This is a genomic window from Shimia gijangensis (assembly GCF_900142085.1).
GTDB lineage: Bacteria > Pseudomonadota > Alphaproteobacteria > Rhodobacterales > Rhodobacteraceae > Shimia > Shimia gijangensis.
The window spans coordinates 33293-55914 of sequence record NZ_FQZQ01000018.1 but is presented as its reverse complement, the minus strand read 5'-3'; the positions used below and the strand labels follow the sequence as shown (position 1 = coordinate 55914).

20 protein-coding genes are annotated in these 22622 nt (G+C 56.2%); 9 read left to right on the top strand and 11 right to left on the bottom strand.

Going from position 1 to position 22622, the window contains the following annotated elements; translation table 11 throughout:
- Window positions 1-64: 64 nt before the first annotated feature.
- Window positions 65-2344, bottom strand: coding sequence for an NADP-dependent malic enzyme (locus BUC32_RS15055; protein ID WP_073254623.1), 2280 nt, complete (start codon window positions 2342-2344; stop codon window positions 65-67).
- A gap of 243 nt (window positions 2345-2587) precedes the next feature.
- Between BUC32_RS15055 and BUC32_RS15050 the strand changes: the two genes are divergently transcribed.
- From BUC32_RS15050 to upp, 5 genes are read left to right on the top strand one after another with little or no spacing between them, the layout of a single operon-like run.
- Window positions 2588-2980: a cytidine deaminase gene (locus BUC32_RS15050; protein ID WP_073254621.1), complete on the top strand. Its 393-nt coding sequence runs from the start codon at window positions 2588-2590 to the stop codon at window positions 2978-2980.
- Window positions 2981-2984: 4 nt separating this feature from the next.
- Window positions 2985-4289: a thymidine phosphorylase gene (locus BUC32_RS15045; RefSeq protein WP_073254618.1), complete on the top strand. Its 1305-nt coding sequence runs from the start codon at window positions 2985-2987 to the stop codon at window positions 4287-4289.
- Window positions 4289-5500, top strand: a complete 1212-nt coding sequence (locus tag BUC32_RS15040) for a phosphopentomutase (RefSeq protein ID WP_073254615.1) — start codon at window positions 4289-4291, stop codon at window positions 5498-5500. Before BUC32_RS15045 ends, BUC32_RS15040 begins: the two co-directional genes overlap by 1 nt.
- On the top strand, window positions 5497-6483 hold the full coding sequence (locus BUC32_RS15035) for an adenosine deaminase (protein WP_073254612.1): 987 nt from the start codon (window positions 5497-5499) through the stop codon (window positions 6481-6483). The genes BUC32_RS15040 and BUC32_RS15035 overlap by 4 nt, the downstream gene beginning before the upstream one ends.
- Window positions 6480-7112, top strand: a complete 633-nt coding sequence (upp, locus tag BUC32_RS15030; protein WP_073254609.1) for a uracil phosphoribosyltransferase — start codon at window positions 6480-6482, stop codon at window positions 7110-7112. The genes BUC32_RS15035 and upp overlap by 4 nt, the downstream gene beginning before the upstream one ends.
- Window positions 7113-7492: 380 nt before the next feature.
- Here upp and BUC32_RS15025 read toward each other — a convergent pair whose 3' ends face one another.
- The gene (locus tag BUC32_RS15025) at window positions 7493-7849 is read right to left on the bottom strand and encodes a hypothetical protein (protein ID WP_073254606.1); all 357 of its coding nucleotides are present in this window, start codon (window positions 7847-7849) and stop codon (window positions 7493-7495) included.
- 19 nt (window positions 7850-7868) lie between these two features.
- Between BUC32_RS15025 and BUC32_RS15020 the strand changes: the two genes are divergently transcribed.
- Window positions 7869-8624: an SPOR domain-containing protein gene (locus BUC32_RS15020; RefSeq protein ID WP_139280743.1), complete on the top strand. Its 756-nt coding sequence runs from the start codon at window positions 7869-7871 to the stop codon at window positions 8622-8624.
- A 9-nt stretch (window positions 8625-8633) separates the two neighbouring features.
- On the opposite strand, the gene BUC32_RS15015 is transcribed toward BUC32_RS15020, so the two are convergent.
- Entirely contained in the window at window positions 8634-9644 is a 1011-nt protein-coding gene (locus BUC32_RS15015; RefSeq protein WP_073254601.1) for a hypothetical protein, read from the bottom strand.
- Window positions 9645-10020: 376 nt separating this feature from the next.
- Window positions 10021-11649, bottom strand: coding sequence for an AMP-binding protein (locus BUC32_RS15010; RefSeq protein ID WP_073254598.1), 1629 nt, complete (start codon window positions 11647-11649; stop codon window positions 10021-10023).
- 111 nt (window positions 11650-11760) lie between these two features.
- Here BUC32_RS15010 and BUC32_RS15005 point away from each other — a divergent pair, with 111 nt between their 5' ends.
- From BUC32_RS15005 to BUC32_RS14995, 3 genes are all read left to right on the top strand, one after another.
- On the top strand, window positions 11761-12657 hold the full coding sequence (locus BUC32_RS15005; RefSeq protein ID WP_073254595.1) for a DMT family transporter: 897 nt from the start codon (window positions 11761-11763) through the stop codon (window positions 12655-12657).
- A 204-nt stretch (window positions 12658-12861) separates the two neighbouring features.
- Window positions 12862-13515 carry a Hint domain-containing protein gene (locus BUC32_RS15000; protein ID WP_083599347.1) on the top strand — a complete coding sequence of 218 codons (654 nt, stop codon included), beginning with the start codon at window positions 12862-12864 and terminating at the stop codon, window positions 13513-13515.
- Between the two features lie 262 nt (window positions 13516-13777).
- Window positions 13778-14437, top strand: coding sequence for a Hint domain-containing protein (locus BUC32_RS14995; protein WP_175556948.1), 660 nt, complete (start codon window positions 13778-13780; stop codon window positions 14435-14437).
- A 69-nt stretch (window positions 14438-14506) separates the two neighbouring features.
- On the opposite strand, the gene BUC32_RS14990 is transcribed toward BUC32_RS14995, so the two are convergent.
- The 7 genes from BUC32_RS14990 to BUC32_RS14960 form a co-directional block, all read right to left on the bottom strand.
- The gene (locus tag BUC32_RS14990; RefSeq protein WP_073254586.1) at window positions 14507-16699 is read right to left on the bottom strand and encodes a 3-hydroxyacyl-CoA dehydrogenase NAD-binding domain-containing protein; all 2193 of its coding nucleotides are present in this window, start codon (window positions 16697-16699) and stop codon (window positions 14507-14509) included.
- Window positions 16700-16711: 12 nt separating this feature from the next.
- On the bottom strand, window positions 16712-17923 hold the full coding sequence (locus BUC32_RS14985) for an acetyl-CoA C-acetyltransferase (RefSeq protein ID WP_073254583.1): 1212 nt from the start codon (window positions 17921-17923) through the stop codon (window positions 16712-16714).
- A 13-nt stretch (window positions 17924-17936) separates the two neighbouring features.
- Window positions 17937-18575 carry a glutathione S-transferase family protein gene (locus BUC32_RS14980; protein WP_073254714.1) on the bottom strand — a complete coding sequence of 213 codons (639 nt, stop codon included), beginning with the start codon at window positions 18573-18575 and terminating at the stop codon, window positions 17937-17939.
- 301 nt (window positions 18576-18876) lie between these two features.
- Window positions 18877-20016: an acyl-CoA dehydrogenase family protein gene (locus BUC32_RS14975; RefSeq protein ID WP_073254580.1), complete on the bottom strand. Its 1140-nt coding sequence runs from the start codon at window positions 20014-20016 to the stop codon at window positions 18877-18879.
- Between the two features lie 20 nt (window positions 20017-20036).
- Window positions 20037-20249: a hypothetical protein gene (locus tag BUC32_RS14970; RefSeq protein WP_073254577.1), complete on the bottom strand. Its 213-nt coding sequence runs from the start codon at window positions 20247-20249 to the stop codon at window positions 20037-20039.
- A 53-nt stretch (window positions 20250-20302) separates the two neighbouring features.
- Window positions 20303-22078: an acyl-CoA dehydrogenase C-terminal domain-containing protein gene (locus BUC32_RS14965; protein ID WP_073254574.1), complete on the bottom strand. Its 1776-nt coding sequence runs from the start codon at window positions 22076-22078 to the stop codon at window positions 20303-20305.
- 15 nt (window positions 22079-22093) lie between these two features.
- Entirely contained in the window at window positions 22094-22495 is a 402-nt protein-coding gene (locus BUC32_RS14960) for a MerR family transcriptional regulator (RefSeq protein ID WP_073254711.1), read from the bottom strand.
- Window positions 22496-22622 lie beyond the last annotated feature (127 nt).

Sequence of the window (22622 nt, the reverse complement as noted above, 5' to 3'; positions counted from 1 at the left end):
TTCTTGCAAAATAAGAAGGGCGAGAATCGCCCCCTCCATAGGTCTAATCCGTCGTCGCGTCTGACTAGCCGTAGTGCGCGACGGGTGTCCCGGCAATCGCGGCCATGTTCAAAAGTCCACGTGGCGTAATCGACGGCGAAACGATGTGAGCACGGTTGCCCATACCCATCAGGACCGGCCCAACCTCAAGCCCATCCGAGCGCATCTTAAGAATGTTGCGCACACCCGAGGCCGCATCTGCGTGGGCGAAAATCAACACATTGGCCTCGCCGTCCATACGAGAGTTGGGGAAGACCCGGTTGCGCAGAGCAGCGTCAAGCGCGCTATCTACGTTCATTTCGCCCTCGTAGACAAAATCTCTGGGCTCCGAGTCGAGAATTTCAATCGCAGCACGTAGTCGTTTGCCAGACCCTTGTGCATGGTTGCCAAATTCCGACTGCGAACAAAGAGCGATCTTTGGCTCAAGTCCAAAGCGGCGCACGTGCCGGGCCGCCCCAACGGCGGTTCGTGCAAGAATTTCCGGCGTTGGCAGCTCATTAACGTGGGTATCTGCGATGAACAGCGGGCCGTCTTCGAGAATCATCAACGACAATGCGCCATGCGGCTCGAGCCCCTGACCGCCCAGCACCTGATTCACATAATTCAAATGCCAGCGGTATTCGCCAAACGTGCCACATATCAGGCTGTCGGCGTGACCGAGATGCACAGCCACAGCGCCAATTGCAGTGGTGTTGGTCCGCATGATGGCCTTGGCCAGATCGGGAGTGACGCCCTTGCGTTGCATCAACTCGTGATACGACGTCCAGAAATCCCGGTACCGCGCATCATTTTCCGGGTTCACAATTTCCAGATCCGCCCCGGGGCGGATGGCCAGACCCAATCGTTCGCAACGCGCCTCAATCACGTCAGGACGACCGATCAGGATGGGGGTCTCCGTTGTCTCTTCCAGAATGGCCTGAGACGCGCGCAGCACACGCTCGTCTTCGCCTTCAGAAAAGATGATGCGACGGCGAGCAACACGGGCTGCCTCAAACACCGGACGCATCAGCAAGGCTGATTTGAACACAGATTGATTCAGTTTTTGTATGTAGGCTTCAATGTCGTCGATCGGACGGGTGGCCACACCACTTTCCATCGCTGCTTTGGCAACAGCAGCCGACACCACACCAACAAGACGCGGGTCAAATGGTTTTGGGATCAGATAATCCGCCCCAAACGTCATTTGCTCGCCCTTATAGGCAGCAGCGGCTTCGGCGCTGGTTGTGGCGCGCGCCAACTCGGCGATGCCATCAATGCAAGCCAGTTGCATTTGGTCGTTGATCTCGGTTGCCCCAACATCCAATGCGCCTCGGAAAATAAACGGAAAACAAAGGACATTGTTGACCTGATTGGGGAAATCGCTGCGCCCGGTGGCAATAATGGCATCCGGCGCCACGCTGCGCACCTCATCCGGCATGATTTCCGGAGTGGGGTTGGCGAGCGCAAAAACAATCGGTTGAGAGGCCATTTTGGCCACCATCCTGGCTTTCAGAACGCCGGGGCCTGACAGGCCAAGGAACATGTCGGCGCCGTCGATCACCTGATCCAGCGTGCGCAGGTCTGTGTCTTGGGCGAATTCTGCCTTTTGCGGTGTCATCTCTTCGGTGCGGCCCTCGTAGACCACCCCTTTGATGTCACAAAGCCAGACATTTTCTCGTTTCACGCCCAGTTTCAGCAGCATGTTGAGACAGGCAATGCCCGCAGCACCGCCGCCGGTTGAAACAATCTTGATGTCTTCAAATTTTTTGCCGGCGACCTGCAGCGCATTGGTGGCCGCAGCCCCAACCACAATGGCAGTGCCGTGCTGGTCGTCATGAAATACCGGGATGTTCATTCGCTCACGGCAGATTTTCTCGACAATAAAACAATCCGGCGCCTTGATGTCTTCAAGGTTGATCGCCCCAAACGTCGGACCCAATGCGCAAACGATATCCGCAAGTTTTTCGGGGTCTGTCTCGTCTACTTCGATATCAAAGCAGTCGATATTGGCGAATTTCTTGAACAAAACCGCCTTGCCTTCCATGACGGGTTTTGAGGCCAGCGCGCCGATATTGCCCAGCCCCAGAACGGCCGTGCCATTTGAGACCACGGCCACAAGGTTGCCGCGCGAGGTATAGCGCGATGCGGTCGCGGCGTCTTCTTTGATCTCAAGACAGGCTTCTGCCACGCCCGGAGAGTAGGCCCGACTGAGGTCGCGTCCGTTGGCCAAAGGTTTGGTGGCGCGAATTTCCAGCTTACCGGGTTTTGGGAACTCATGGTATTCAAGCGCCGCCCGGCGCAGGTGATCTTTGGCTTTATCGGACATGTCTGGACCTCAAATTTCGAATTAGTTTAGTGTTAAACTAATTCGGTGGAAATGAAAACGGGTCGAATTGACCAAAGGTCAGCCCCCTTGCAAAAAGCGGACATGCGCCGCAATCTTGCGGGTGTTACCAGTCGCCATTGCGGATCAAGCTGTATCAGGTAACGATAGTGAATTGCCCGGTGTGATGCCAGCCTGCTGTAAAACCAGCCTGTATCGCCCGACCCGAACCTGACGGAGGACATCATGAGCCTGAACAAAGCTGCTCTGGCGGTGCGTGAAAACGCCTATGCGCCCTATTCGAATTTCAAAGTTGGCGCAGCCATCCGGGCGCAGGATGGAACGATATACAGTGGCTGCAACGTGGAAAACGTGGCCTATCCCGAAGGCACCTGCGCCGAAGCAGGGGCCATTGCCGCGATGGTGGCCGCCGGGGACACGCGTCTGACCGAGGTTTATGTTGTGGCCGATAGCCCCCATCCGGTGACACCTTGTGGAGGCTGCCGTCAAAAGCTGGCAGAATTTGGAACCGGAGATGTGGTCATCACCATGGCCAATCTCGACGGCGTAGAAGAAAAAATCACCCTGGCTGATTTGTTGCCCGGAGCCTTTGGCGAGCACCACATGGAAACCGTCTGACGCCATGGACGCCCGTGCAATAATCGCGCAACTGCGACTTGGAAATTCACCAAGCTCAGATGAATTATCTTGGTTTGCCAACGGCTTGGCAGATCACTCTGTGACGGATGCGCAGGCCGGCGCATTTGCCATGGGTGTGTGTCTTCGAGGCTTGAGCGAAGAGTCGCGCGTGGCGCTGACCTTGGCAATGCGCGACAGCGGTGACACGTTGCGCTGGGACTTGGCCGGACCGGTGTTGGACAAACATTCCACCGGCGGCGTTGGCGATTGTGTGTCTTTGGTTTTGGCCCCGGCTCTGGCGGCGTGCGGGGCGTATGTTCCGATGATCTCAGGGCGTGGACTAGGGCATACCGGTGGGACGTTGGACAAGATGGAGTCCATTCCCGGACTGCGCACCGGATTAGATGAAATGGCGTTTCGCAATGTCGTAGATGCTGCGGGCTGCGCCATTGTCAGCGCCAGTGCCGATATCGCCCCGGCGGACAAACGGCTTTATGCTATTCGGGATGTGACTGGCACGGTCGAAAGCCTTGATTTGATTACCGCGTCGATCCTGTCCAAGAAACTGGCGGCCGGCCTTGGCGGTCTGGTTCTGGACGTCAAAGTCGGGTCTGGTGCCTTTATGAAAACGCCCGATGAGGCGCGCGCTTTGGCCGAGTCGCTGGTCAGCACGGCAAATCTCGCGGGCTGCCCCACGAGTGCTGTGATCTCTGACATGAACCAACCGCTGGCCCCCTCTCTGGGCAATGCGCTTGAAGTTGCTGACTGCATGGAGGTTTTGACCGGTGTCAAAGGTGGGCCGTTGGCGGATCTCAGTGTTGCCTTGGGCGGTGTGTTGTTGGCCAATGCGGGTCTTGCCACCGATATCGAAGACGGGGCGGGCCGGATCGTGTCTGTTTTGCAGGACGGACGGGCCGCGGAACGGTTTGGTCGCATGGTGTCGGCCATGGGCGGACCTGTGCAGTTTGTCGAGAACTGGCGTCGATTTTTGCCCGAAGCGACCGTTATCCGCGAAGTTGTGGCACCCAAAGCCGGGTACATCACTGCCATGAACGGCGAGGCTCTGGGGTTGGTTGTGGTCGAACTCGGAGGAGGGCGTCAGGTGGAAAGCGATATCGTGGACGCCTCGGTGGGTTTGTCAGAAGTGGTTCGGATTGGCGACCGCGTGGGCAAAGGGCAACCGTTGTTGCGCATCCATGCCGCCCGCGAAGACGCGGCCCAACGCGCGGCGCAGGCCGTGGTGCGCGCCATTTCGATTGGCGCGACGGCTCCTGACATTCCGCCCCTTGTGCATGAAAGGATCCGCTGATGGCACGTGCCTTTCTTGTGGTGATGGATTCAGTTGGCTGTGGCGGCGCGCCGGACGCAGACGCGTTTTTCAACGGTGATCTGCCTGACACCGGCGCCAACACGCTGGCCCACATTGCTCAGGCCTGCGCCAGAGGCTTGGGGGACGTCGGGCGCAGCGGACCGCTGCAATTGCCCAACTTGGATCAACTGGGCCTCGGGGCTGCCATCCGATTGGCCAGCGGTGATGCGACGCCGGGACTGGAAGCTGTTCCACAGGGTTTTTGGGGGGCAGCAACCGAACGCAGCAAGGGCAAAGACACCCCGTCTGGCCATTGGGAATTGGCGGGCTTGCAAGTGCCCTGGGATTGGACCTATTTCCCGGATACCCATCCCGCCTTCCCCGCGAAAGTCGTCGCCGAGGTTTGCAAGATTGCCGGCACGACGGGTATTTTGGGCAATTGCCATGCCTCGGGCACAAAGGTCATCGAAAGCCTTGGCGCAGAGCACGTCAAAACGGGGTTTCCGATCTGTTATACAAGTGCTGACAGCGTGTTTCAGATTGCGGCTCATGAGGTGCATTTCGGCCTCGATCGGCTCTTGCAATTGTGCAAAGCTCTGGCACCGATGTTGCATGAAATGAAAGTGGGCCGGGTGATCGCTCGTCCTTTTGTCGGTGACAGCGAAAACGGGTTTACCCGCACCACCAATCGCAAGGATTTCGCGATTGAACCCCCTGAATCTGTTCTGACAAATTGGGTGCAGGACGCTGGCCGTACTGTGCATGGTGTCGGCAAAATCGGTGATATTTTTTCGATGACGGGGATTGATGACAGCGTGAAGGGATCAGACGCCACGCTGATGACTCATCTTCACCGACTGATTGATGAGGCCCAAGACGGCAGCCTGACATTTGCAAATTTTGTCGAGTTTGACAGCGAATATGGCCATCGCCGCGATATCGCGGGCTATGCAGCTGCGCTGGAATGGTTTGACGGCGAGATTGGTAAAGTGCTGAGCAATTTACGCAGTGGTGACCTGTTGCTGCTGACCGCCGATCATGGCAATGACCCCTCTTGGAGTGGCACCGACCACACGCGCGAACGTGTGCCCGTCCTGTGCGCAGGCATTGGCACAGGTCAGGCCGGATTGATTGAAATGGTGGATGTCGCAGCCACAGTGGCGGCGCATCTAGGAGTGCCGGGCAAACGTCCCGGAAGGAGCTTTTTATGAGCGTGTCAGATCTGCCAAAGGTCGAGTTGCATCTGCACCACGAAGGGGCCGCACCGCCAGATTTCATTCGCCAACTTGCGTTTGAAAAGAAAACAGATCTCAGCGGAATATTCGACGCAAAAGGGGGGTATGTCTTTGAGGACTTTGCGCATTTTCTGCAAACCTACGAGGCCGCAACATCGGTATTGCATACGCCCGAAGATTTCGCCCGTCTGACCCGCGCTATTCTGGAAAAAAGCGCCGCCAACGGCGTGGTCTATTGCGAAAGCTTTCTAAGCCCTGATTTTTGCGGGGGTGGGGATGTCGCGGCATGGCGCGAATATCTGCACGCCATTCAGGAGGCCGCTGACAAGGCTGAAGTCGATTTTGGCATCACCCTGCGCGGTATCGTGACCCCCGTGCGCCACTTTGGACCAGAGCAGGCGAAAAAGACCGCGCTGTGTGCTGCGGAAACTGCGGGCGACTGGATTGTTGGCCTTGGCATGGGCGGTGACGAAGGGCAGGGGCATCAGGGTGATTTTGCCTATGCGTTTGACTTGGGACGCGAGGCCGGGTTGCGGTTGACGACCCATGCCGGTGAGTTTGGAGGCCCCGAGTCCGTTTGGGAGGCTATCCGCGATCTGAACGTCGAGCGCATCGGCCATGGCGTGCGCGCCATCGAAGACCCCGCGCTGGTCAAAGAATTGGTGGCACGCCAAATCACACTGGAATGCTGTCCGGGTTCGAATGTTGTGCTGGGATTGTACCCGGACATGCCAAGTCATCCGATTGCCCGCCTGCGGGATGCGGGCGTCAAAGTGACGGTCTCTACCGATGATCCGCCATTTTTTCATACCACCATGCGCAAGGAATATGACATGCTGGCCGAGGCTTTTGGCTGGGAGACTGAAGATTTCCGCGCGCTGAATGCGACCGCCATTGAGGCGGCATTCTGCGACGAAACCACAAAAACACGCGTCAAAAAGAAACTGGAGACAAACTGATGGATCACCTTACTGTCGTCGATCACCCGCTGGTGCAACACAAACTGACTTTGATGCGTCAAACCGATACATCAACGGGCGAGTTTCGCCGTCTTCTGCGTGAAATCAGTCAGCTTCTGGCCTATGAAATCACGCGCGAGTTGCCGATGACCACCAAACGTATCAGCACACCGATGATGGAAATGGACGCCCCGGCACTGGCAGGCCGCAAGCTGGCACTGGTGTCTATTTTGCGGGCAGGCAATGGTCTTTTGGACGGTATGCTCGAGCTGATCCCTTCGGCCCGCGTTGGTTTTGTTGGTCTTTACCGTGATGAGGAAACCCTTGAACCGGTTCAATACTATTTCAAAGCTCCCTCCGAGCTGGATGAACGCATGGTGATCGCGGTGGACCCGATGCTGGCGACCGGAAACTCTTCGGCTGCGGCGATTGATTTGCTGAAAGAAGCTGGTGCCACCAATATCCGTTTTCTGTGCCTTTTGGCGGCGCCCGAAGGTGTTGCCCACATGAAAGAAGCTCACCCGGATGTACCGATCGTCACGGCCTCTCTGGATGATAAGCTGAACGAAAAAGGCTATATCATGCCGGGACTGGGTGACGCTGGTGACAGGATGTTTGGAACAAAATAGATCGTATTGTTCTCTATGAACTGTTTACTCATATAGGGTTTTACGTCTAAACTTGCCCCTACATATTGTGGGGGCACAATGAATTTAACCAGAGCAATCGCGATCACTGTGATCGGGGCATCTTTGGGTTTAGGCGCGGCGGTGCACGCTCAAACCCTCAAAAATGTCGATACGCCGAACGAATTTCCGCCGGCGTCGTACAAGGGTAAACAATACGTAGACAGCAAAGGCTGTGTCTATATCCGCGCGGGCGTGGATGGCAACGTGAGTTGGGTCCCCCGTGTGACCCGCGACCGCAAGGTGGTCTGTGGCTACAAACCCACGAACCCGAACGCGGCACCAACCACAGCGTCGGCTCAAAAGCTTGATAAAAATGTGGTTTATATTGAACCTGCTGCCAAACCGACTGCGTCAGCTTTGGCCCCGGCTACAAAACCTGCGACCAAGCCAAAAACCACATCGACGACGACAACAGCCGCCAAGCCCAAGACCACAACCAGCACCAAAACAACGTCAACCAAAACAAAACCGGCCTCCACGACCAGCACTGCGGCGTCGGCAACAACCACGGCCACAAAACCGAAATCTTCGTCGAACAATTTCTGGAACTGGGGATCGACAACATCCACTTCGACTTCCACATCGACGACGAAGAAAACCACGAGCACAACATCTGCGGCAAAACCGGCCACGACCAGTTCGACAACCAGCACAACCACAACCACGACAACCAGCACACAAACGCCCCGCCGAACCTTGGACCAGACCAAGCGTCAGTCCGGATACGAGGCTGTGTGCCGCGATGGTGCTAAGTCAAAATACAAAGTGCGCTGCGGTCCACAGGCAGAATTGCCTTACAGTCCGGGATCGGGCAACCCAACCGCTCCGGCACCTGTGATCAACATCAATCGCTCCGGGGCATCACTTAATGCGCCTGTGGGCACGGTTGTGAAAGAGGGTGAGGTGGCGTCAAATGTGCGCGTTGTCCCCAGGCACGTTTATGAAAACCGGCGCCTGGTTTTGACAACAACAACGGTGCCCAAGGGGTATCGCAAGGTTTTTGATGACGGACGGCTTAATCCTTACCGGGCGGAACAAACCTTTGCGGGCAAGGCGGCAATGGATGCGATTTGGACACAAGAGGTTCCGCGTGAATTGCGCCGGGACTTGCAGGATGGCAGCTCAGCGGTCGTTTCGAGCAAATCCACCACGGCCCCCGCAACCAGCAGCACTGCTGTCATTTCCACCAAAAGCGTCGCCAAAGAAAAATCCATCCGCCTGTCCGGGCAAAGCTATGTTCAGGTGGCGACCTATCAGGACAAAAACGCCGCTCAAGGGGCCGCCAAACGGATTCAATCCATGGGCCTTCCGGCAAAGATCGGCAAATATGAGCGTAACGGAGCGACCTACCGGATTGTTCTTGCAGGCCCATTTGCGACCTCGGACAAGGCGGATCGGGCTGCCAGCAAAGCCCGCGGCGCAGGCTATTCAGGTGCGTTTGTGCGCAACTGACACGACGCTCTAATTTCCACAAATTCCTTGCAGAGCGACCCAGTCGCCGTCTGTCAGCACTTGTTTTGGAGAGGTCACAAAAGGATCTGCTTCAATCAGCTCCAAAGTGCGTTCGCCTGAGGGATCCAGCGCATAGGCATAGGGCGAGGTTTTGACCTCACGTGCAGAAAAGGCCGCCAAAAGCGTGTTCGTATCGAGCGTCGTGTGCGGTAAGACCACCAGATCTTCGGCGTAGGCGCGTAGCATGTCGTCATTCAGATGCCCGGTTGTGAGCAGGCGAAAGCTGGCGAGAAAGCCCAGATGTTCAAGCATCGTGCGCAGCGGATCGTTGGTGGTGGCTTCTAACTGTTGCGCAATCACATATCCTGCCGCCACGTCCGGTTCTTCATAGTCTTCAAGGATCGAGCGGTTAATCAGTATCGTGCCGCCAGGCAGGCTTAGCGTGTCTCGCACGCCGCCTCGCACCACCACCAGTTCCCCAGACCCAAGACGTTGCGTAAGGCGATTCAAGGCCGGGGTTGCCAGCACGTCGGCGCAGGGTTTGCCGGTCAATCGCTCCATCGGAGTCATCAGAGCCAGGCCAATTTCTTGCCGTTTCACGTCGGGCACCACTGAAATTGTGTGGGTCAGTAGCGCACCAGGCAGCCAGAACACAGCGAGAGCCAAAACGCTGACCGCCGACAGAGTTAGCGAAAACAACCGCAGGCGACCAGGGCGCGGGCGCCTTTTCAGGATGGCCAGACGCAGTTTCTCAATGGCGTCGATCATCTGGCTTTCCGAAGCAGGCAGTTCCAGCGTTTCTTCCGGGTCTCCATCCGGGCTATAGATCGCAGGGCGTTTGCCGGGATTGACCCTTTCGACCGCAGGCAGCGACCAGTGGGCCAGAGCACGGTCCTGCATATCCGAGATCGTCAAAGATGCATCCCCAATAGAGACCACGACTTCGCGGCGCTGTTCATTGGATGTGGGACGCCAAAGGCCCGAAGCCTCGATCCGGTCGTATTTTTGAAGTGCCGTCATATCTGTTGGTTGGGCTGCTCTGCCTCTGTTGCTTCAAAGATAGCACGATCCACCCGTCAGGAGCAACGCAGGCAAGCATTGAATTGAAAAGTTAAGACAGTCAGGGGGCCAGCCCCCTCTCGGGCCGTTGGCCCGCTTCACCCCCGGGATATTGAGAGGCCAAAAGATCCGAGATGTGAACTCCCCGGTGCAAGGCACCAGGGAGCATCTTCTGGCACGGTCATCGGCGTCCCCGCCTGTACCGCGCGCTGAGTGTGGCGGATTAAGGTTAACGAACCCTTGCATCTTTTGGCAAAAGTATCCCGGGGGAGTCGTTGAAAATGCGCAGATTTTCAACGATGGGGGCTGGCCCCCATGTTTGGACTTCATCCTGTGTTCAGATAGATTTGGCCACTTTTCGAAGTTCAAATTTTTGGATTTTCCCGGTAGATGTTTTGGGGAGCTCCTGAAAGACAACCTGTTTTGGGGCTTTGAAACCTGCAAGGGTTTGCCGTGAAAAGGCGATGATATCAGCCTCGGTGGCTGTTTGTCCGTCCAGCAATTCCACAAAAGCGCAAGGCACCTCGCCCCATTTGTCGTCAGGCTTGGCGACTACCGCTGCCAGCGACACTGCCGGGTGCCCCATCAGAACGCCTTCAACTTCTACAGACGAGATGTTTTCGCCGCCCGAGATGATGATGTCTTTGGCGCGGTCCGCGATCTGGATATAGGTGTCGGGGTGCTGCAAGGCGATGTCACCAGAGTGAAAGTAGCCACCTTCAAAGGCTTCTTTCGTGGCCTCCGGGTTCTTAAGGTAGCCCTTCATAACAGAGTTTCCCCGGATCGCGATTTCGCCCTGTGTGGTACTGTCCATCGGGATTTGTTGCATGTTTTCATCCAGCACCGTGATGTGTTCCATCATTGGCATCGCTACGCCCTGACGGGCTTTGATGCCGGCCACTCCGGCTTTGTCCAGACGGTCCCATTCTTCGGGTTTCCACAGGCATTCGGTGACATGGCCATAGGTTTCCGTAAGGCCGTAGACCTGGGTTACATTGAACCCCAGATCTACGATCTTGGACAGCGTTGCCGGGGCCGGGGGGGCACCTGCGGTAAATACCTCGACTCTGTGGTCAAACGTGCGGCGTTCTTCGTCCAGCGCATTTACCAGCATATTCAAGACAATGGGGGCACCGCCAAAATGCGTAACACCTTCGTAGTGGATCGCGTTGTAGATGGCTGTGGCGGTGATATCGCGACAACACACCAAAGTGCCGCCCATCAGCGGCATCATCCAGGTATGGTTCCAGCCGTTGCAATGAAACAGCGGCACGATCGCCATGAACACCGGGTTCAGCACCATGCGCCAGCTGACCACGGTGCCCATGGTCATGAGGTAAGCCCCACGGTGATGGTAGACCACGCCCTTGGGGCGACCCGTGGTGCCGGAGGTATAGTTCAGAGCGAGGCTCTCCCATTCATCCTGTGGCATGATCCAGTCAAAGTCAGAGTCGCCTGAGGCCAGCAAAGCCTCATATTCCAAATGCTTGCCAGTGGCGTGAAAACCGGCTTGATCGTCAGCGACCTCGACAATCAAGGGTGCGGTGCCTTCCATCCGGGCACAGGCGGCCTCAGCCAGATCAAGAAATTGCGGATCCACCAGAACCACTTTGGCGCCGCCGTGGTCAAAGATGTAAGCAACCGTATCGACATCAAGGCGCGTATTGATCGTGTTCAAGACTGCCCCGCAGGCAGGCACGCCAAAATGCGCTTCGGCCTGGGCTGGCAGGTTCGGGATCAGCGTTGCCACCACGTCCCCTGATCTGACACCCAGTCCGAGCAGACCTGACGCCAGCCGCGTACAGCGATCATAGTACTCGGCGTAAGACTTGCGGTGTTTTCCGTAGCTGACCGCCAGGTGATCCGGAAACACGTCCCGAGCCCGCCGCAAATGCGACAGAGGCGACAGGGGTACAAAGTTCGCGGCGCATTTCTCCAGCCCCGTCTCATCAGCCATCCAGCCCATCAGATCCCTCCCTTGATTCTCTGAGCGTTGTCGTTTTTATGACAGACTACCTGTACTCGATATGTTCGAAGTAACACTGAAACGACAATTGTCAGACAATTAGAGGCAGAAATGACTGCATCCGTCAATAATCGACCCATGGTGGCGGCAGTTTCCATGATGTCTGCGATGGCCACTGTTGGGTTTATCGACAATTTTGTCAGCGTTATTGCGGAAGAAATCAGCCTTTGGCAGTTCCAGGTCATGCGTTCGACCTTTATGGCGCCTCTCTTGGTTGGCATGGCCGCCATTGGGTTGGGGCGGCTACGCCCGATACGTTGGTTACCTGTCCTGGCGCGTGCCACGATGATCACGGTCGCGATGATGTTGTATTTTGCCTCGCTTGGTTTCATGCCAATTTCTCAGGCGCTTGCCGGGCTGTTTACTTCGCCGATCTGGGTTCTGTTGATTAAGACAATTGGGCTGAAACAACGCATAGGACCAAGGCGTATCGGCGCGGTGCTGATTGGCTTTTTAGGTATCCTGCTGGTTTTGCAACCGGGATCAGATGGCTTTGGGCCTTTGATGATGATGCCCGTCGCGGCAGGATTTTTCTATGCAATCTCGTCCATTGCGACCCGAAGCTGGTGCGAGGGTGAAAGCGCGGTGTCGATGCTGGCGGCGAATATGATGATGCTCGGGTTGGCGGGGCTGGTGGTGAGCTTTCTGGTTGGACCGGTCATTCCTGAAGGCGTTGAATTTGTGAACCGTGTCTGGACTTGGGACATAGCTGCCGTACTGCCTTGGGTGGTGTTGCAGGCGGTTGGATCACTGGGTGCTGTGTTTTTGATAATTCGTGCATACCAAATGGATGAGCCCACCAACGTAGCGGTTTTTGAATACACCGCAATGCTGTTTGCACCGTTGTTTGCCTGGATCCTGTTCGGGCAAACTCTTAGTTTCCTGCAGGGGCTTGGCATTGGTATGATCGCGGCTTCCGGAGTGGTAATTGCGGTTCGATCCAAGTGATTCCAATTGGAATCAGGCTCTGAAAAAACTCTCAATTTCTGCGTGATTTCCGCCGATTTTGACCCAATCCAGTTGCGATTTGAGGATTGTCTCAGGCTCGGAAACATTGCCCCAAAACTTCCACATTTCCGACCAAGCGACTTCATACAATTCGTCACAAATAATAGGGCTGCTAACGATCATACCAGACACTAGGGGAAAACAATGTTTGGATGGAACCCATCACAGGAATCGAACACCCAAATGGTGTCTCCTGTACAAAACCTTCAGGATCCAGTTTTGCTGGGCGCCGGTTGTGGTCTTGTTGAGGGCACACATGTTGCGACACAAAATGGCTGGCAGCCGGTAGAAACCTTGCGTCCGGGAGACGACGTGCTGACTTTTGACGGCGGCATGCAACGCGTGACTGCCGTGATGCGCGACGAGCTTTGGGGGGGCATCGGCCCGTGCCCCGAAGCGCTTTGGCCTCTGATGGTGCCCGAGGGCGTTCTGGGCAATCGTCACGACATGCTGGTGATGCCTCACCAAGGTGTCCTGATCGAAAGTGACGCGATTGTGGACCAGTGGGGGGACCCCTTTGCCGTTGTCCCGGGCGCTGCTCTCGATGTTCTTGATGGTGTGGAACGCGAAAACCCATACGGTACAGTCGAAGTTGCTTTGCCAGTTTTTGAAGAGGATCAGATGGTCTTTGCAGACCAGGGTGCTTTGATGTTTTGTCAGGCCCACTGGGGGCTGGGCGCGGGTATGCTGCCAAAATATGGCGCAGCTGGAAACTACAACATGCTTCCTTTGCCTGTTGCCATGCGCGTGCTTGAGGCAGCCTGTTTTCAGGATGACCTACAGTGCGCAGTTGCCTAAGCTCAAAGGCCTGACAGAAAAAAGAACGTCCGGGATTTTGTCTCGGACGTTTTTTTCTGAGGAAGCAGACAGCCACAACATCCAAGTGCAAGTTTACGTTAGGTAAACTTCTCCTTGCATTATTGTTGCGATGTTCATACACTCTTAGGTAGAGCGCGCGTTGAGCAACCCTCAGTTGGGCTGTGTAGTGGCCCATTTTCATGATTTTGCCTCACCTTCCGGTTAAGAACAAAAAGGGCGCGCAATGTTTGGTACGCATTCAATGAGTCACATCAAATGCGAGTTTGCCCAGGTCGGTATGGCGTGCGCTCGTTGCGGTGAAGATGGCTTTGTTGAAGGCACCACTGTTCGGATGGAAAGCGATTGGCGTAACGTTGCCTGGTTGGTCGAAGGCGATATGGTTTTTACGTTTGAAAACGGCCTTCAGCCCGTGCGCCAGATCACCGTGATCGACATCTGGAAGCAACCCGGCACTTGCCCGTCGAGTGTCTGTCCTCTTTTCGTCCCAAGCGGGGCGTTGGGCAATGAAGAAGATCTGGTTTTGCAAGGCGAAACCATGGTGGCGCTCGCTTCAAAGGCTTTTGAAAAACAAAACGGCAGCAGGTTTGCCTTACTCCAGGGGGCTGATCTGATTGGGTTTATCGGTATTGAGCTGTTTCAACCCGATGTCCCGGCCAAGTTGTATCAGCTGCACTTCGATCAGGAGGAACTTGTTCCCGTTGCGAATGGGGCAATTGCCTGTTGCCCTTCTATATTGAGCGCGCTGAGTTTGGATGCGTCAGGCGATCGTGAGAGTATTGAGGCAACAACAACCGGGATCCCGAAATTGGATCATATGCAGGCCAAGGCCTTTCTTGCGCACCTCGAACAAGAGCTGGTTGAAACGCTTAATGCGCGTGCCGAAACAAAATCGGCGAGTTGACCATTCAACGGCAACCAAAAACAAAGGGCGCACCAAGAGGATGCGCCCTTTATTAGTATCTTTCGGAATTTAGGCTGCTTTTGCAGCCTCACCAAAGCGACCATAGAAAGTCTGGTTCTTCTCGGCCATTTCACGCAACAGCGGTGGGCAGGTGAACCGCTCACCGAATTTCTCGGTCAGCTCGTCACATTTTGCCGCCGCCCAAGGCGCACCCACGATGTCCAGCCATGAGAACGGACCACCCGACCAAGGCATAAAGCCCCAACCCAGGATCGCGCCCACGTCGCCTTCGCGGATGTCTTCCAGCACATCTGCTTCCAACGCGCGCACGGCTTCCAGAACCTGTGCAAAAATCAGGCGATGCTGAACCTCGGTCACATCCGGTTGCTCTTCCAGCTGCGGGAACTTGTCGGCAAAGCCTTTCCAATAGCCCAGACGTTTGCCGTTCTCGTCATAGTCAAAGAACCCGGCCTTGGCTTTGCGACCAAAGCGACCCTCATCAACCATCCAGAAGGTGACATCATCAGCCACGGATTTCGGATAGGCATTGCCCATCGCCGCCATCGTCGCCTTGGCGATCTTGGCACCCAGATCAAGCGAGGTTTCATCCACCAGCTGGATCGGTCCAACCGGGAAGCCGAGCAGCTGCGCGGCATGGTCCAAAAGCTGCGGAGCCACCCCTTCGCCGGTCATCATCACGCCCTCGTTGATGTAAGGAATGATGCAGCGGTTGGCATAGAAAAAGCGCTCGTCATTCACGACAATCGGTGTCTTCTTGATCTGACGCACATAGTCCAGCGCTTTGGCCACCGCACGTGGTCCGGTTTCGCGGCCCTTGATGATTTCCACCAGCGCCATCTTCTCAACCGGCGAGAAGAAGTGGATGCCGATGAACTGATCCTTGCGCACAGACGCCTTGGCCAGACCGGTGATCGGCAAGGTCGAGGTGTTCGAGGCAAAGATCGCATCCTCGGGGATGATCGCCTCAACCTTTTTGGTCATCTCGGCTTTGACGCCGGGGTCTTCGAACACGGCTTCGATGATCAGATCGACATCAGCCAAAGCGTTCAGATCGGTGGTGGCGTTGATCCTGGCCAGCATCGCATCTTTCTGCTCAGGCGTCGCCTTCTTGCGCTTGATGCCCTTGTCCATGAAGCTCTCGGAATAGGCTTTGCCGCGATCCGCTGCTTCCTGATTGGTGTCGATCAGCACAACATCCATGCCTGCCTTGGCCGAGACCAACGCGATACCAGCACCCATCATGCCCGCACCCAAGACGCCCACTTTCTTGACGCGCTGGTCGGGCACGTCAGGACGGTTCGCGCCTTTTTCCAGCGCTTCCTTGTTGATGAACAAGGACCGGATCATGGCCGAGGACGAGGGGTTCACCAGCACATTGGTAAACCAGCGCGCTTCGATCTTGATTGCGGTGTCAAACGGCACCATCGCACCTTCGTACACTGCGCTCAACAATGCCTTGGCAGCAGGGTAAACACCCCACGTGTTGCCGTTGACCATCGCATTGGCGCCAACAAAGGTCATGAAACCTGCGGGGTGATAGGGCTCGCCGCCGGGCATTTTATAGCCTTTTTCATCCCAGGGTTTGACGATCTTCGGCTCAGAGAGAACCCAGGCCTTGGCATCCGCCATCGGGTCTTCGCTGACCTCATCGATGATGCCCGCCATCTTGGCTTTCTTGGGGTCCACCATCTTGCCTTGCAACAGGAAAGGCGAGGCCGCCATGGCACCCATTTTGCGCACCATGCGCGTGGTACCACCGCCACCGGGGAAGATGCCGACCATAATCTCCGGCAGGCCGATCTTGGCTTTGGGGTTGTCGGCGGCAAAGATGCGGTGCGTCGACAACGGCAGCTCCAGACCAATGCCCAACGCGGTGCCGGGCAACACACAGGCAATGGGCTTGCCGCCTTTGTTGGTCTTGGCATCCATGCCTGCGCGCTCGATCTTGCGCAGAACGCTGTGCATCGACATCACACCGTCAAACATGCCCTGCGCCGGGTTGTCGCCGCCACGTTTGCCCATTTCGGCCAACACATTGAGGTCCATACCACCGGCAAACGAGCCTTCTTTGCCCGAGGTGATTACCGCGCCTTTGATGGCGTCATCCGACAGCACCGTGTCGATGATGGCATTCAGATCGCTGAAAGCTTGCTCTGTCATCACGTTCATCGACTTACCAGCCGTGTCCCAGGTGATGATCCCGACGCCATCTGCGTCTACGGAGAGATTGAAATCGCTCATGTTTTTAACTCCTTACACGCGTTCGATGATGGTGGCTGCACCCATGCCGGATGCAATGCACAGGGTTGCCAGACCGACCTCTTTGTCCGAGCGCTCCAGCTCGTCCAGAAGCGTGCCGATGATGATCGCGCCGGTGGCCCCCAGCGGGTGACCCATGGCGATTGAGCCGCCATTGACGTTCACAAGGGCGGGGTCGACGTCGAACGCCTGCTGAAAGCGCATTACAACGCTGGCAAAAGCCTCATTCACCTCAAACAGGTCAATGTCACCAATGGTCATGCCACTATCAGCAAGGATCTTTTGCGTCGCAGGTACAGGACCCGTCAGCATGATCGTCGGATCGGTGCCGATTTTACAGGTCTGGCGGATGCGCGCGCGTGGCTTCAGGCCATACTTTTTGCCGAACTCTTCGTTGCCAATCAGCACACCAGCCGAACCATCCACAATACCGGACGAGTTGCCCGCGTGGTGGATGTGGTTGATCGCCTCAAGATGCGGGTATTTCATCAGCGCGATCTTGTCGAAACCGGGCATCACCTGACCCATTTCCGCAAAAGACGCCTTTAGTGCGCCCAAGGACTGCATGTCTGTCTGCGGACGCATGTATTCGTCATAGTCGAGGATCGGCAGGCCATTGACGTCGTTCACCGCAATGATCGACTTGTCAAAACGGTTGTCATCCCACGCGGCCTTAGCTCGGCGCTGCGATTCAACGGCCAGTGCGTCGGCCTGATCGCGGCTAAAGCCATACTCGGTTGCGATAATGTCGGCCGAGATGCCTTGCGGCACAAAATACTGGTCCATCGCCACGGTCGGATCCACAGCCACGGCGGCCCCGTCTGACCCCATGGCCACACGACCCATCATTTCCACGCCGCCAGCGATATAGGCATCACCGGCGCCGCCTTTGACCTGATTGGCCGCCAGGTTCACAGCTTCCATGCCGCTCGCACAGAAACGGTTGATCGCCAGACCGGGGATCGACTCGTCAAGGTCAGATGCCAGCACGGCGGTCCGTGCCAGACAGCCGCCCTGTTCTTTCACCTGGGTGACATTGCCCCAGATCACGTCTTCCACCGCGTGGCCGTCCAGACCGTTGCGGTCTTTCAGGCTGTTCAACACGGTGGCCGACAGGCGTACCGAGGTGACTTCGTGCAGGGCGCCGTCCTTGCGGCCCTTGCCGCGCGGCGTGCGCACCGCGTCATAGATATAAGCTTCGGTCATCAGTTTCTCCTTGTCAGGTGCGGTCCGCGGGGGAACCGGGCATCAGGTCATAAGGGTGTTTCCAGCCCTCAAGGGCCTGGATGTTTGAAAGCCAGCGGTCGATATTGGGCCACTCGGCGCGATCAAACCCAAAGGGTTCGTTGTAAAACAGGTAGCCGCAGCAAGTCAGGTCAGCGTTGGTGACACCATCACCCACAATCCAGTCGCGGCCCTCAAGGTGTTTGTTCAGGATGTCATAAGCCCCCTTGAGGCGGCCCAGATTGAAGCCAATCACCTCTTTGGGCTGTTTGTCCTCGGGCAGGAAATTCATCAGGAACCGGGTCATGCCCGCAAACGATGACAGTTTGTGGTTGTCCCACAAAACCCAGCGGAAAATGTCGTAATTCTCGTCGCGGGTCTTGCCGCCGAACTTGCCGGATATCTCGGTGACATAGGCCTGAATAGCCCCCGACTGGCTGGTCTTGAAATCGCCATCCACCAGCACAGGCGCTTCGCCCAGCTCATTGACGTTTTCGCGGTAGTCTGCACTGCGGGTTTCGCCTGCGAAAAAGTCGACCTTGACCGGCTCCCAATCAAGACCGCTCAGTTCAAGAGCCAACGCGGCCTTGTAAGAATGACCGCTTTCTCCGAAGCAGTAGAGTTTAATGGTCATGCGCATTTCCCTATGGTTGGCGAGGCAGCGGGGGTTTTGCACCCCCAGTTCAAAATGCATGCATTTTGAACTTCCCCCGCAGAGTATTTCTGGCAAGATGAAGAGGCGGGTTTACGCGCCATTAAGGTTAACGCGCGAATATCAGAACTGCGGTACAGGCTGGAGAGCCGATGGCCGCGCGAGGTGAAGCCCTGCCGTCCCGCTGGCAAACGCTGGGCCGGATGGCAGGGTGGACGCCCCGCTTCATCTCGCTCTAAATACTCATAATCCAACATCATCCTCCTAAAACGTCGCCTTCAATTCAAAGTGACCTTGAAATCAGTTCCTTCATGATTTCATTGGTGCCGCCGTAGATCCGTTGCACCCGTGCATCGACCCACATTTCGCCGATCGAGTATTCCTGCATATAGCCATAGCCCCCAAAGAGTTGCAGGCATTCATCCAACACTTCTCCTTGCGTGTCCGTGATCCAGTATTTCGCCATCGCGGCCTTCTCAACTGTCAGCTCGCCAGCGATCAGCTCAGAGATACATTCATCCAGAAAGGCACGTGCGACCTTGGTTTTGGTCAGGCATTCGGCCAGTTTAAACCGCGTGTTCTGGAACTGCATGATCGGCCCACCAAAGGCTTCGCGTTCCTTGCAATAGGCGATGGTGCGCTCAACCGCGCCTTCCATCGACCCTTGGGCGATACAGGCAATGACCAGACGTTCCTGGCCCAGTTGTTTCATCATCTGATAAAACCCCTGGCCCTCTTCACCGCCAAGGAGGTTTTCGGGCGGAATTTCGACATTGTCGAAGAACAGCTCTGACGTGTCCGCAGCGTGGCAGCCGATTTTTTCCAAATTGCGCCCGCGCGAGAAACCTTCCGCCTTGGCGGTTTCAACCACCACCAACGACGTGCCCTTGGCGCCTGCTTTGGGGTCGGTCTTGGCCGCCACAATTACCAGATCGGCGTGCTGTCCGTTGGTGATAAAGGTCTTGGATCCCGACAGCCGGTAGGCGTTGCCGTCTTTCACCGCGCGGGTTTTGATTGCCTGCACGTCCGAGCCGCCCGAAGGTTCGGTCATCGCCAGCGCGCCGACCATCTCGCCGGTGGCCATTTTCGGCAGCCAGCGTTGTTTCTGCTCTTCCGAGCCGTATTCCAGAATGTAATGTGCCACGATGCCGGAATGGATGCCGTGCCCCCAGCTGGCCAGATTGGCGCGGTTGCTTTCCATCAGGATCACTGCCTCGTGGCCGAAATCGCCGCCAACGCCGCCATATTCCTCGGGGATCGAGGGGCACAAAAGGCCCAACTCTCCGGCCTCGTTCCATGTGCTGCGATCCATTTCGCCCTGTTTGCGCCATTTGTCAAAACGCGGAGCCCATTCATCGTTGATGAATTTTGCTGTCATCTCGGACAGCATCTGGTGTTCGTCGGTCATCCAGCTGGACGTCATATCATTCTCCCTCCGGCGGATCAGCGCTTGCGCGCCTCAAGCTCGGAATTAAACAGTCGCAATTTCTGGGCCAGCTTTTCTTCGTCCGTGACGGACGCGAAGTTTTCAAACAGAAAGGACAGCGCTTCGCCTTCGTCCAACCCGGCCTCTGCTGCAAAACTGCGCAGCTTGCGATAGCCGTCTTCGGTCATGGCGACCGGAAAGCGGCGGGTCAGTCGAAATCGTTTTGGCATCTGTCCTCCCAATAAGGCCCTGTGGTCGGGCGGGGTTCACCCCGCCGTTCCGATTAAAACGCGTCTGCGTGCAAGGCCATGACTGTATCCGCACCGGATTGAATGCGGGCCAGATGCATGCCAGTAGCGGGCAGACGACGAGCCATATAGTAGCGACCGGTGGTCAGCTTGGTCTCGCAGAACGCGGCGTCAGATGTGCCCGCGGCCAATTGTGACGTCGCGGCCTTGGCCATTTTCGCCCACATCAGACCCAGACACACATGCCCAAACAGATGCATGAAATCATACGAGCCCGCCAATGCGTGGTTCGGATCTTTCACACCGTTTTGCATAAAGTACATGCTGGCGGTTTGCAGATCTTTAGACGCAGCTTTCAATGGTTCAATGAAATCGGCCATGGCGTCGTCGTCGCCATTGTCCTTGCAGAAGGATTTGACCAGATCAAAGAAGGCCATCACGTGTTTGCCGCCGTCCTGCGCCAGCTTGCGACCAACAAGGTCCAGCGCCTGAACGCCATTGGCCCCCTCATAGATCATCGCAATCCGCGCATCGCGCGTGAACTGGCTCATGCCGTGTTCTTCGATATAGCCGTGACCACCGTACACTTGCTGTGCCAGCACGGTCATGTCGTAACCTTCGTCTGTCAGGAAGCCTTTGATGACAGGGGTCAACAGCGATACCAGACCATCGGCATCCTTGTCCTCACTGCGGTGTGCCGCATCGATCATCTGTGCGCCCCATAGGATAAAGGCGCGCGCCCCTTCGACGAAAGATTTCTGATCCATGAGCGAACGGCGAATGTCAGGGTGCACGATCAATGGATCGGCCGGGCCATCAGGGTTCTTGGTGCCGGTGACATCGCGGCCCTGCAAGCGGTCCTTGGCGTATTCCACAGCGTTCTGATAGGCGGCTTCAGCGGCCGACAGCCCTTGCATGCCAACACCCAGACGCGCTTCGTTCATCATGGTGAACATGGCGCGCATGCCTTTGTTTTCTTCACCCAGAAGGTATCCTGTGGCTTCGTCATAGTTCAGCACACAGGTCGAGTTGCCGTGAATACCCATCTTTTTCTCAAGCGCTCCGACCGAAACACCATTGCGCTCGCCGGGCGTGCCATCGTCTTTGACGATGAACTTGGGCACGATGAACAGGGATACACCTTTGATGCCTTCGGGGCCGCCGGGGATTTTGGCCAGAACAAGGTGCACAATGTTGTCGGCCATGTCGTGGTCGCCAGACGAGATAAAGATCTTTTGGCCGGAAATCTTGTAGCTGCCGTCACCCGCAGGGTCGGCTTTGGTGCGCATCAGACCGAGATCGGTGCCGCAGTGCGGTTCGGTCAGGTTCATCGTGCCGGTCCATTCGCACGAGACCATTTTTGGAAGATAGGTATCTTTCTGCTGATCGGTGCCATGCGCAAGGATCGCGGCAGCCGCACCATGGGTCAGACCCTGATACATGGTAAACGCCTGGTTTGATGCTGAGAACATTTCGCCAACGGCGGTACTCAGAACATAGGGCAGGTTTTGACCACCGTATTGTTCGGGCATGTCCAGACCGGTCCAGCCACCTTCTTTGACTTGTTCAAACGCCGCTTTGAAACCGGTGGGGGTATAAACAACACCGTTTTCCAGACGGCAGCCTTCCTGATCGCCAACGACGTTCAGAGGCGCCAGTAATTCGCTCGTCAGTTTGCCGGATTCTTCCAGCACGGCCTTGGTGAAATCAGCGTCCATATCATCATAACCGGGAATGTCGGATTGGGACACGTCCAGAACGTCATGCAGGACAAATTGGAGGTCTTTTACGGGGGCTTTATAAATCGGCATCGGTTTGTTCCCTGCTTATTCTGCGGCTTTTTTAGTGGTGTTAAATGAGGTGATAATGCGTTCACCCCATTTGAGCTGTTCTTTCAGATCGTCGATGGCTTCGTTCAGCTCATCGCGTTGTTCGATCATGTCCTGAAGGCGGGCTTGTGCGACCTCATAGGTACGCTTAAACTGCGTCGCTTGATGATCGTCCATGTCATAAAGATCAAGCAGCTGGCGAATTTCTTCCAACGAAAAGCCAAAACGTTTGCCGCGCAAAATAAGCTTGAGTCGGGCGCGGTCGCGCTTGGTGAAAAGCCGCTTTTGACCCTCTCGGATTGGGAACAGAAGTTCCTTGGCCTCATAGAACCGCAGGGTGCGGGGTGTTACATCATACGCATCGCACATTTCGCGAATTGTCAGTGTCCCATCGATCATGTCGTCAACCTCGTCGTGTCGTTCCATAGACAAATTGGTAGTTGCCGATCTGGATACAACATTGCTTTACGTTGACGTAAGCGAAACGTTACGTCACTTCTTAGTTGACGTATTGTTTGTAAAGGTA

What these genes read in the sequence shown, in the direction of transcription:
- BUC32_RS14990 (WP_073254586.1), bottom strand. Translation starts at nt 16,699, where the DNA reads ATGAGCGATTTCAATCTCTCCGTAGACGCAGATGGCGTCGGGATCATC.
- BUC32_RS15000 (WP_083599347.1), top strand. Translation starts at nt 12,862, where the DNA reads ATGTTTGGATGGAACCCATCACAGGAATCGAACACCCAAATGGTGTCT.
- BUC32_RS14975 (WP_073254580.1), bottom strand. Translation starts at nt 20,016, where the DNA reads ATGACGTCCAGCTGGATGACCGACGAACACCAGATGCTGTCCGAGATG.
- BUC32_RS15045 (WP_073254618.1), top strand. Translation starts at nt 2,985, where the DNA reads ATGGACGCCCGTGCAATAATCGCGCAACTGCGACTTGGAAATTCACCA.
- BUC32_RS14995 (WP_175556948.1), top strand. Translation starts at nt 13,778, where the DNA reads ATGAGTCACATCAAATGCGAGTTTGCCCAGGTCGGTATGGCGTGCGCT.
- BUC32_RS15035 (WP_073254612.1), top strand. Translation starts at nt 5,497, where the DNA reads ATGAGCGTGTCAGATCTGCCAAAGGTCGAGTTGCATCTGCACCACGAA.
- BUC32_RS15015 (WP_073254601.1), bottom strand. Translation starts at nt 9,644, where the DNA reads ATGACGGCACTTCAAAAATACGACCGGATCGAGGCTTCGGGCCTTTGG.
- BUC32_RS15010 (WP_073254598.1), bottom strand. Translation starts at nt 11,649, where the DNA reads ATGGGCTGGATGGCTGATGAGACGGGGCTGGAGAAATGCGCCGCGAAC.
- BUC32_RS14970 (WP_073254577.1), bottom strand. Translation starts at nt 20,249, where the DNA reads ATGCCAAAACGATTTCGACTGACCCGCCGCTTTCCGGTCGCCATGACC.
- BUC32_RS14980 (WP_073254714.1), bottom strand. Translation starts at nt 18,575, where the DNA reads ATGACCATTAAACTCTACTGCTTCGGAGAAAGCGGTCATTCTTACAAG.
- BUC32_RS15050 (WP_073254621.1), top strand. Translation starts at nt 2,588, where the DNA reads ATGAGCCTGAACAAAGCTGCTCTGGCGGTGCGTGAAAACGCCTATGCG.
- BUC32_RS15005 (WP_073254595.1), top strand. Translation starts at nt 11,761, where the DNA reads ATGACTGCATCCGTCAATAATCGACCCATGGTGGCGGCAGTTTCCATG.
- BUC32_RS14985 (WP_073254583.1), bottom strand. Translation starts at nt 17,923, where the DNA reads ATGACCGAAGCTTATATCTATGACGCGGTGCGCACGCCGCGCGGCAAG.
- BUC32_RS15055 (WP_073254623.1), bottom strand. Translation starts at nt 2,344, where the DNA reads ATGTCCGATAAAGCCAAAGATCACCTGCGCCGGGCGGCGCTTGAATAC.
- BUC32_RS14965 (WP_073254574.1), bottom strand. Translation starts at nt 22,078, where the DNA reads ATGCCGATTTATAAAGCCCCCGTAAAAGACCTCCAATTTGTCCTGCAT.
- BUC32_RS14960 (WP_073254711.1), bottom strand. Translation starts at nt 22,495, where the DNA reads ATGATCGATGGGACACTGACAATTCGCGAAATGTGCGATGCGTATGAT.
- BUC32_RS15040 (WP_073254615.1), top strand. Translation starts at nt 4,289, where the DNA reads ATGGCACGTGCCTTTCTTGTGGTGATGGATTCAGTTGGCTGTGGCGGC.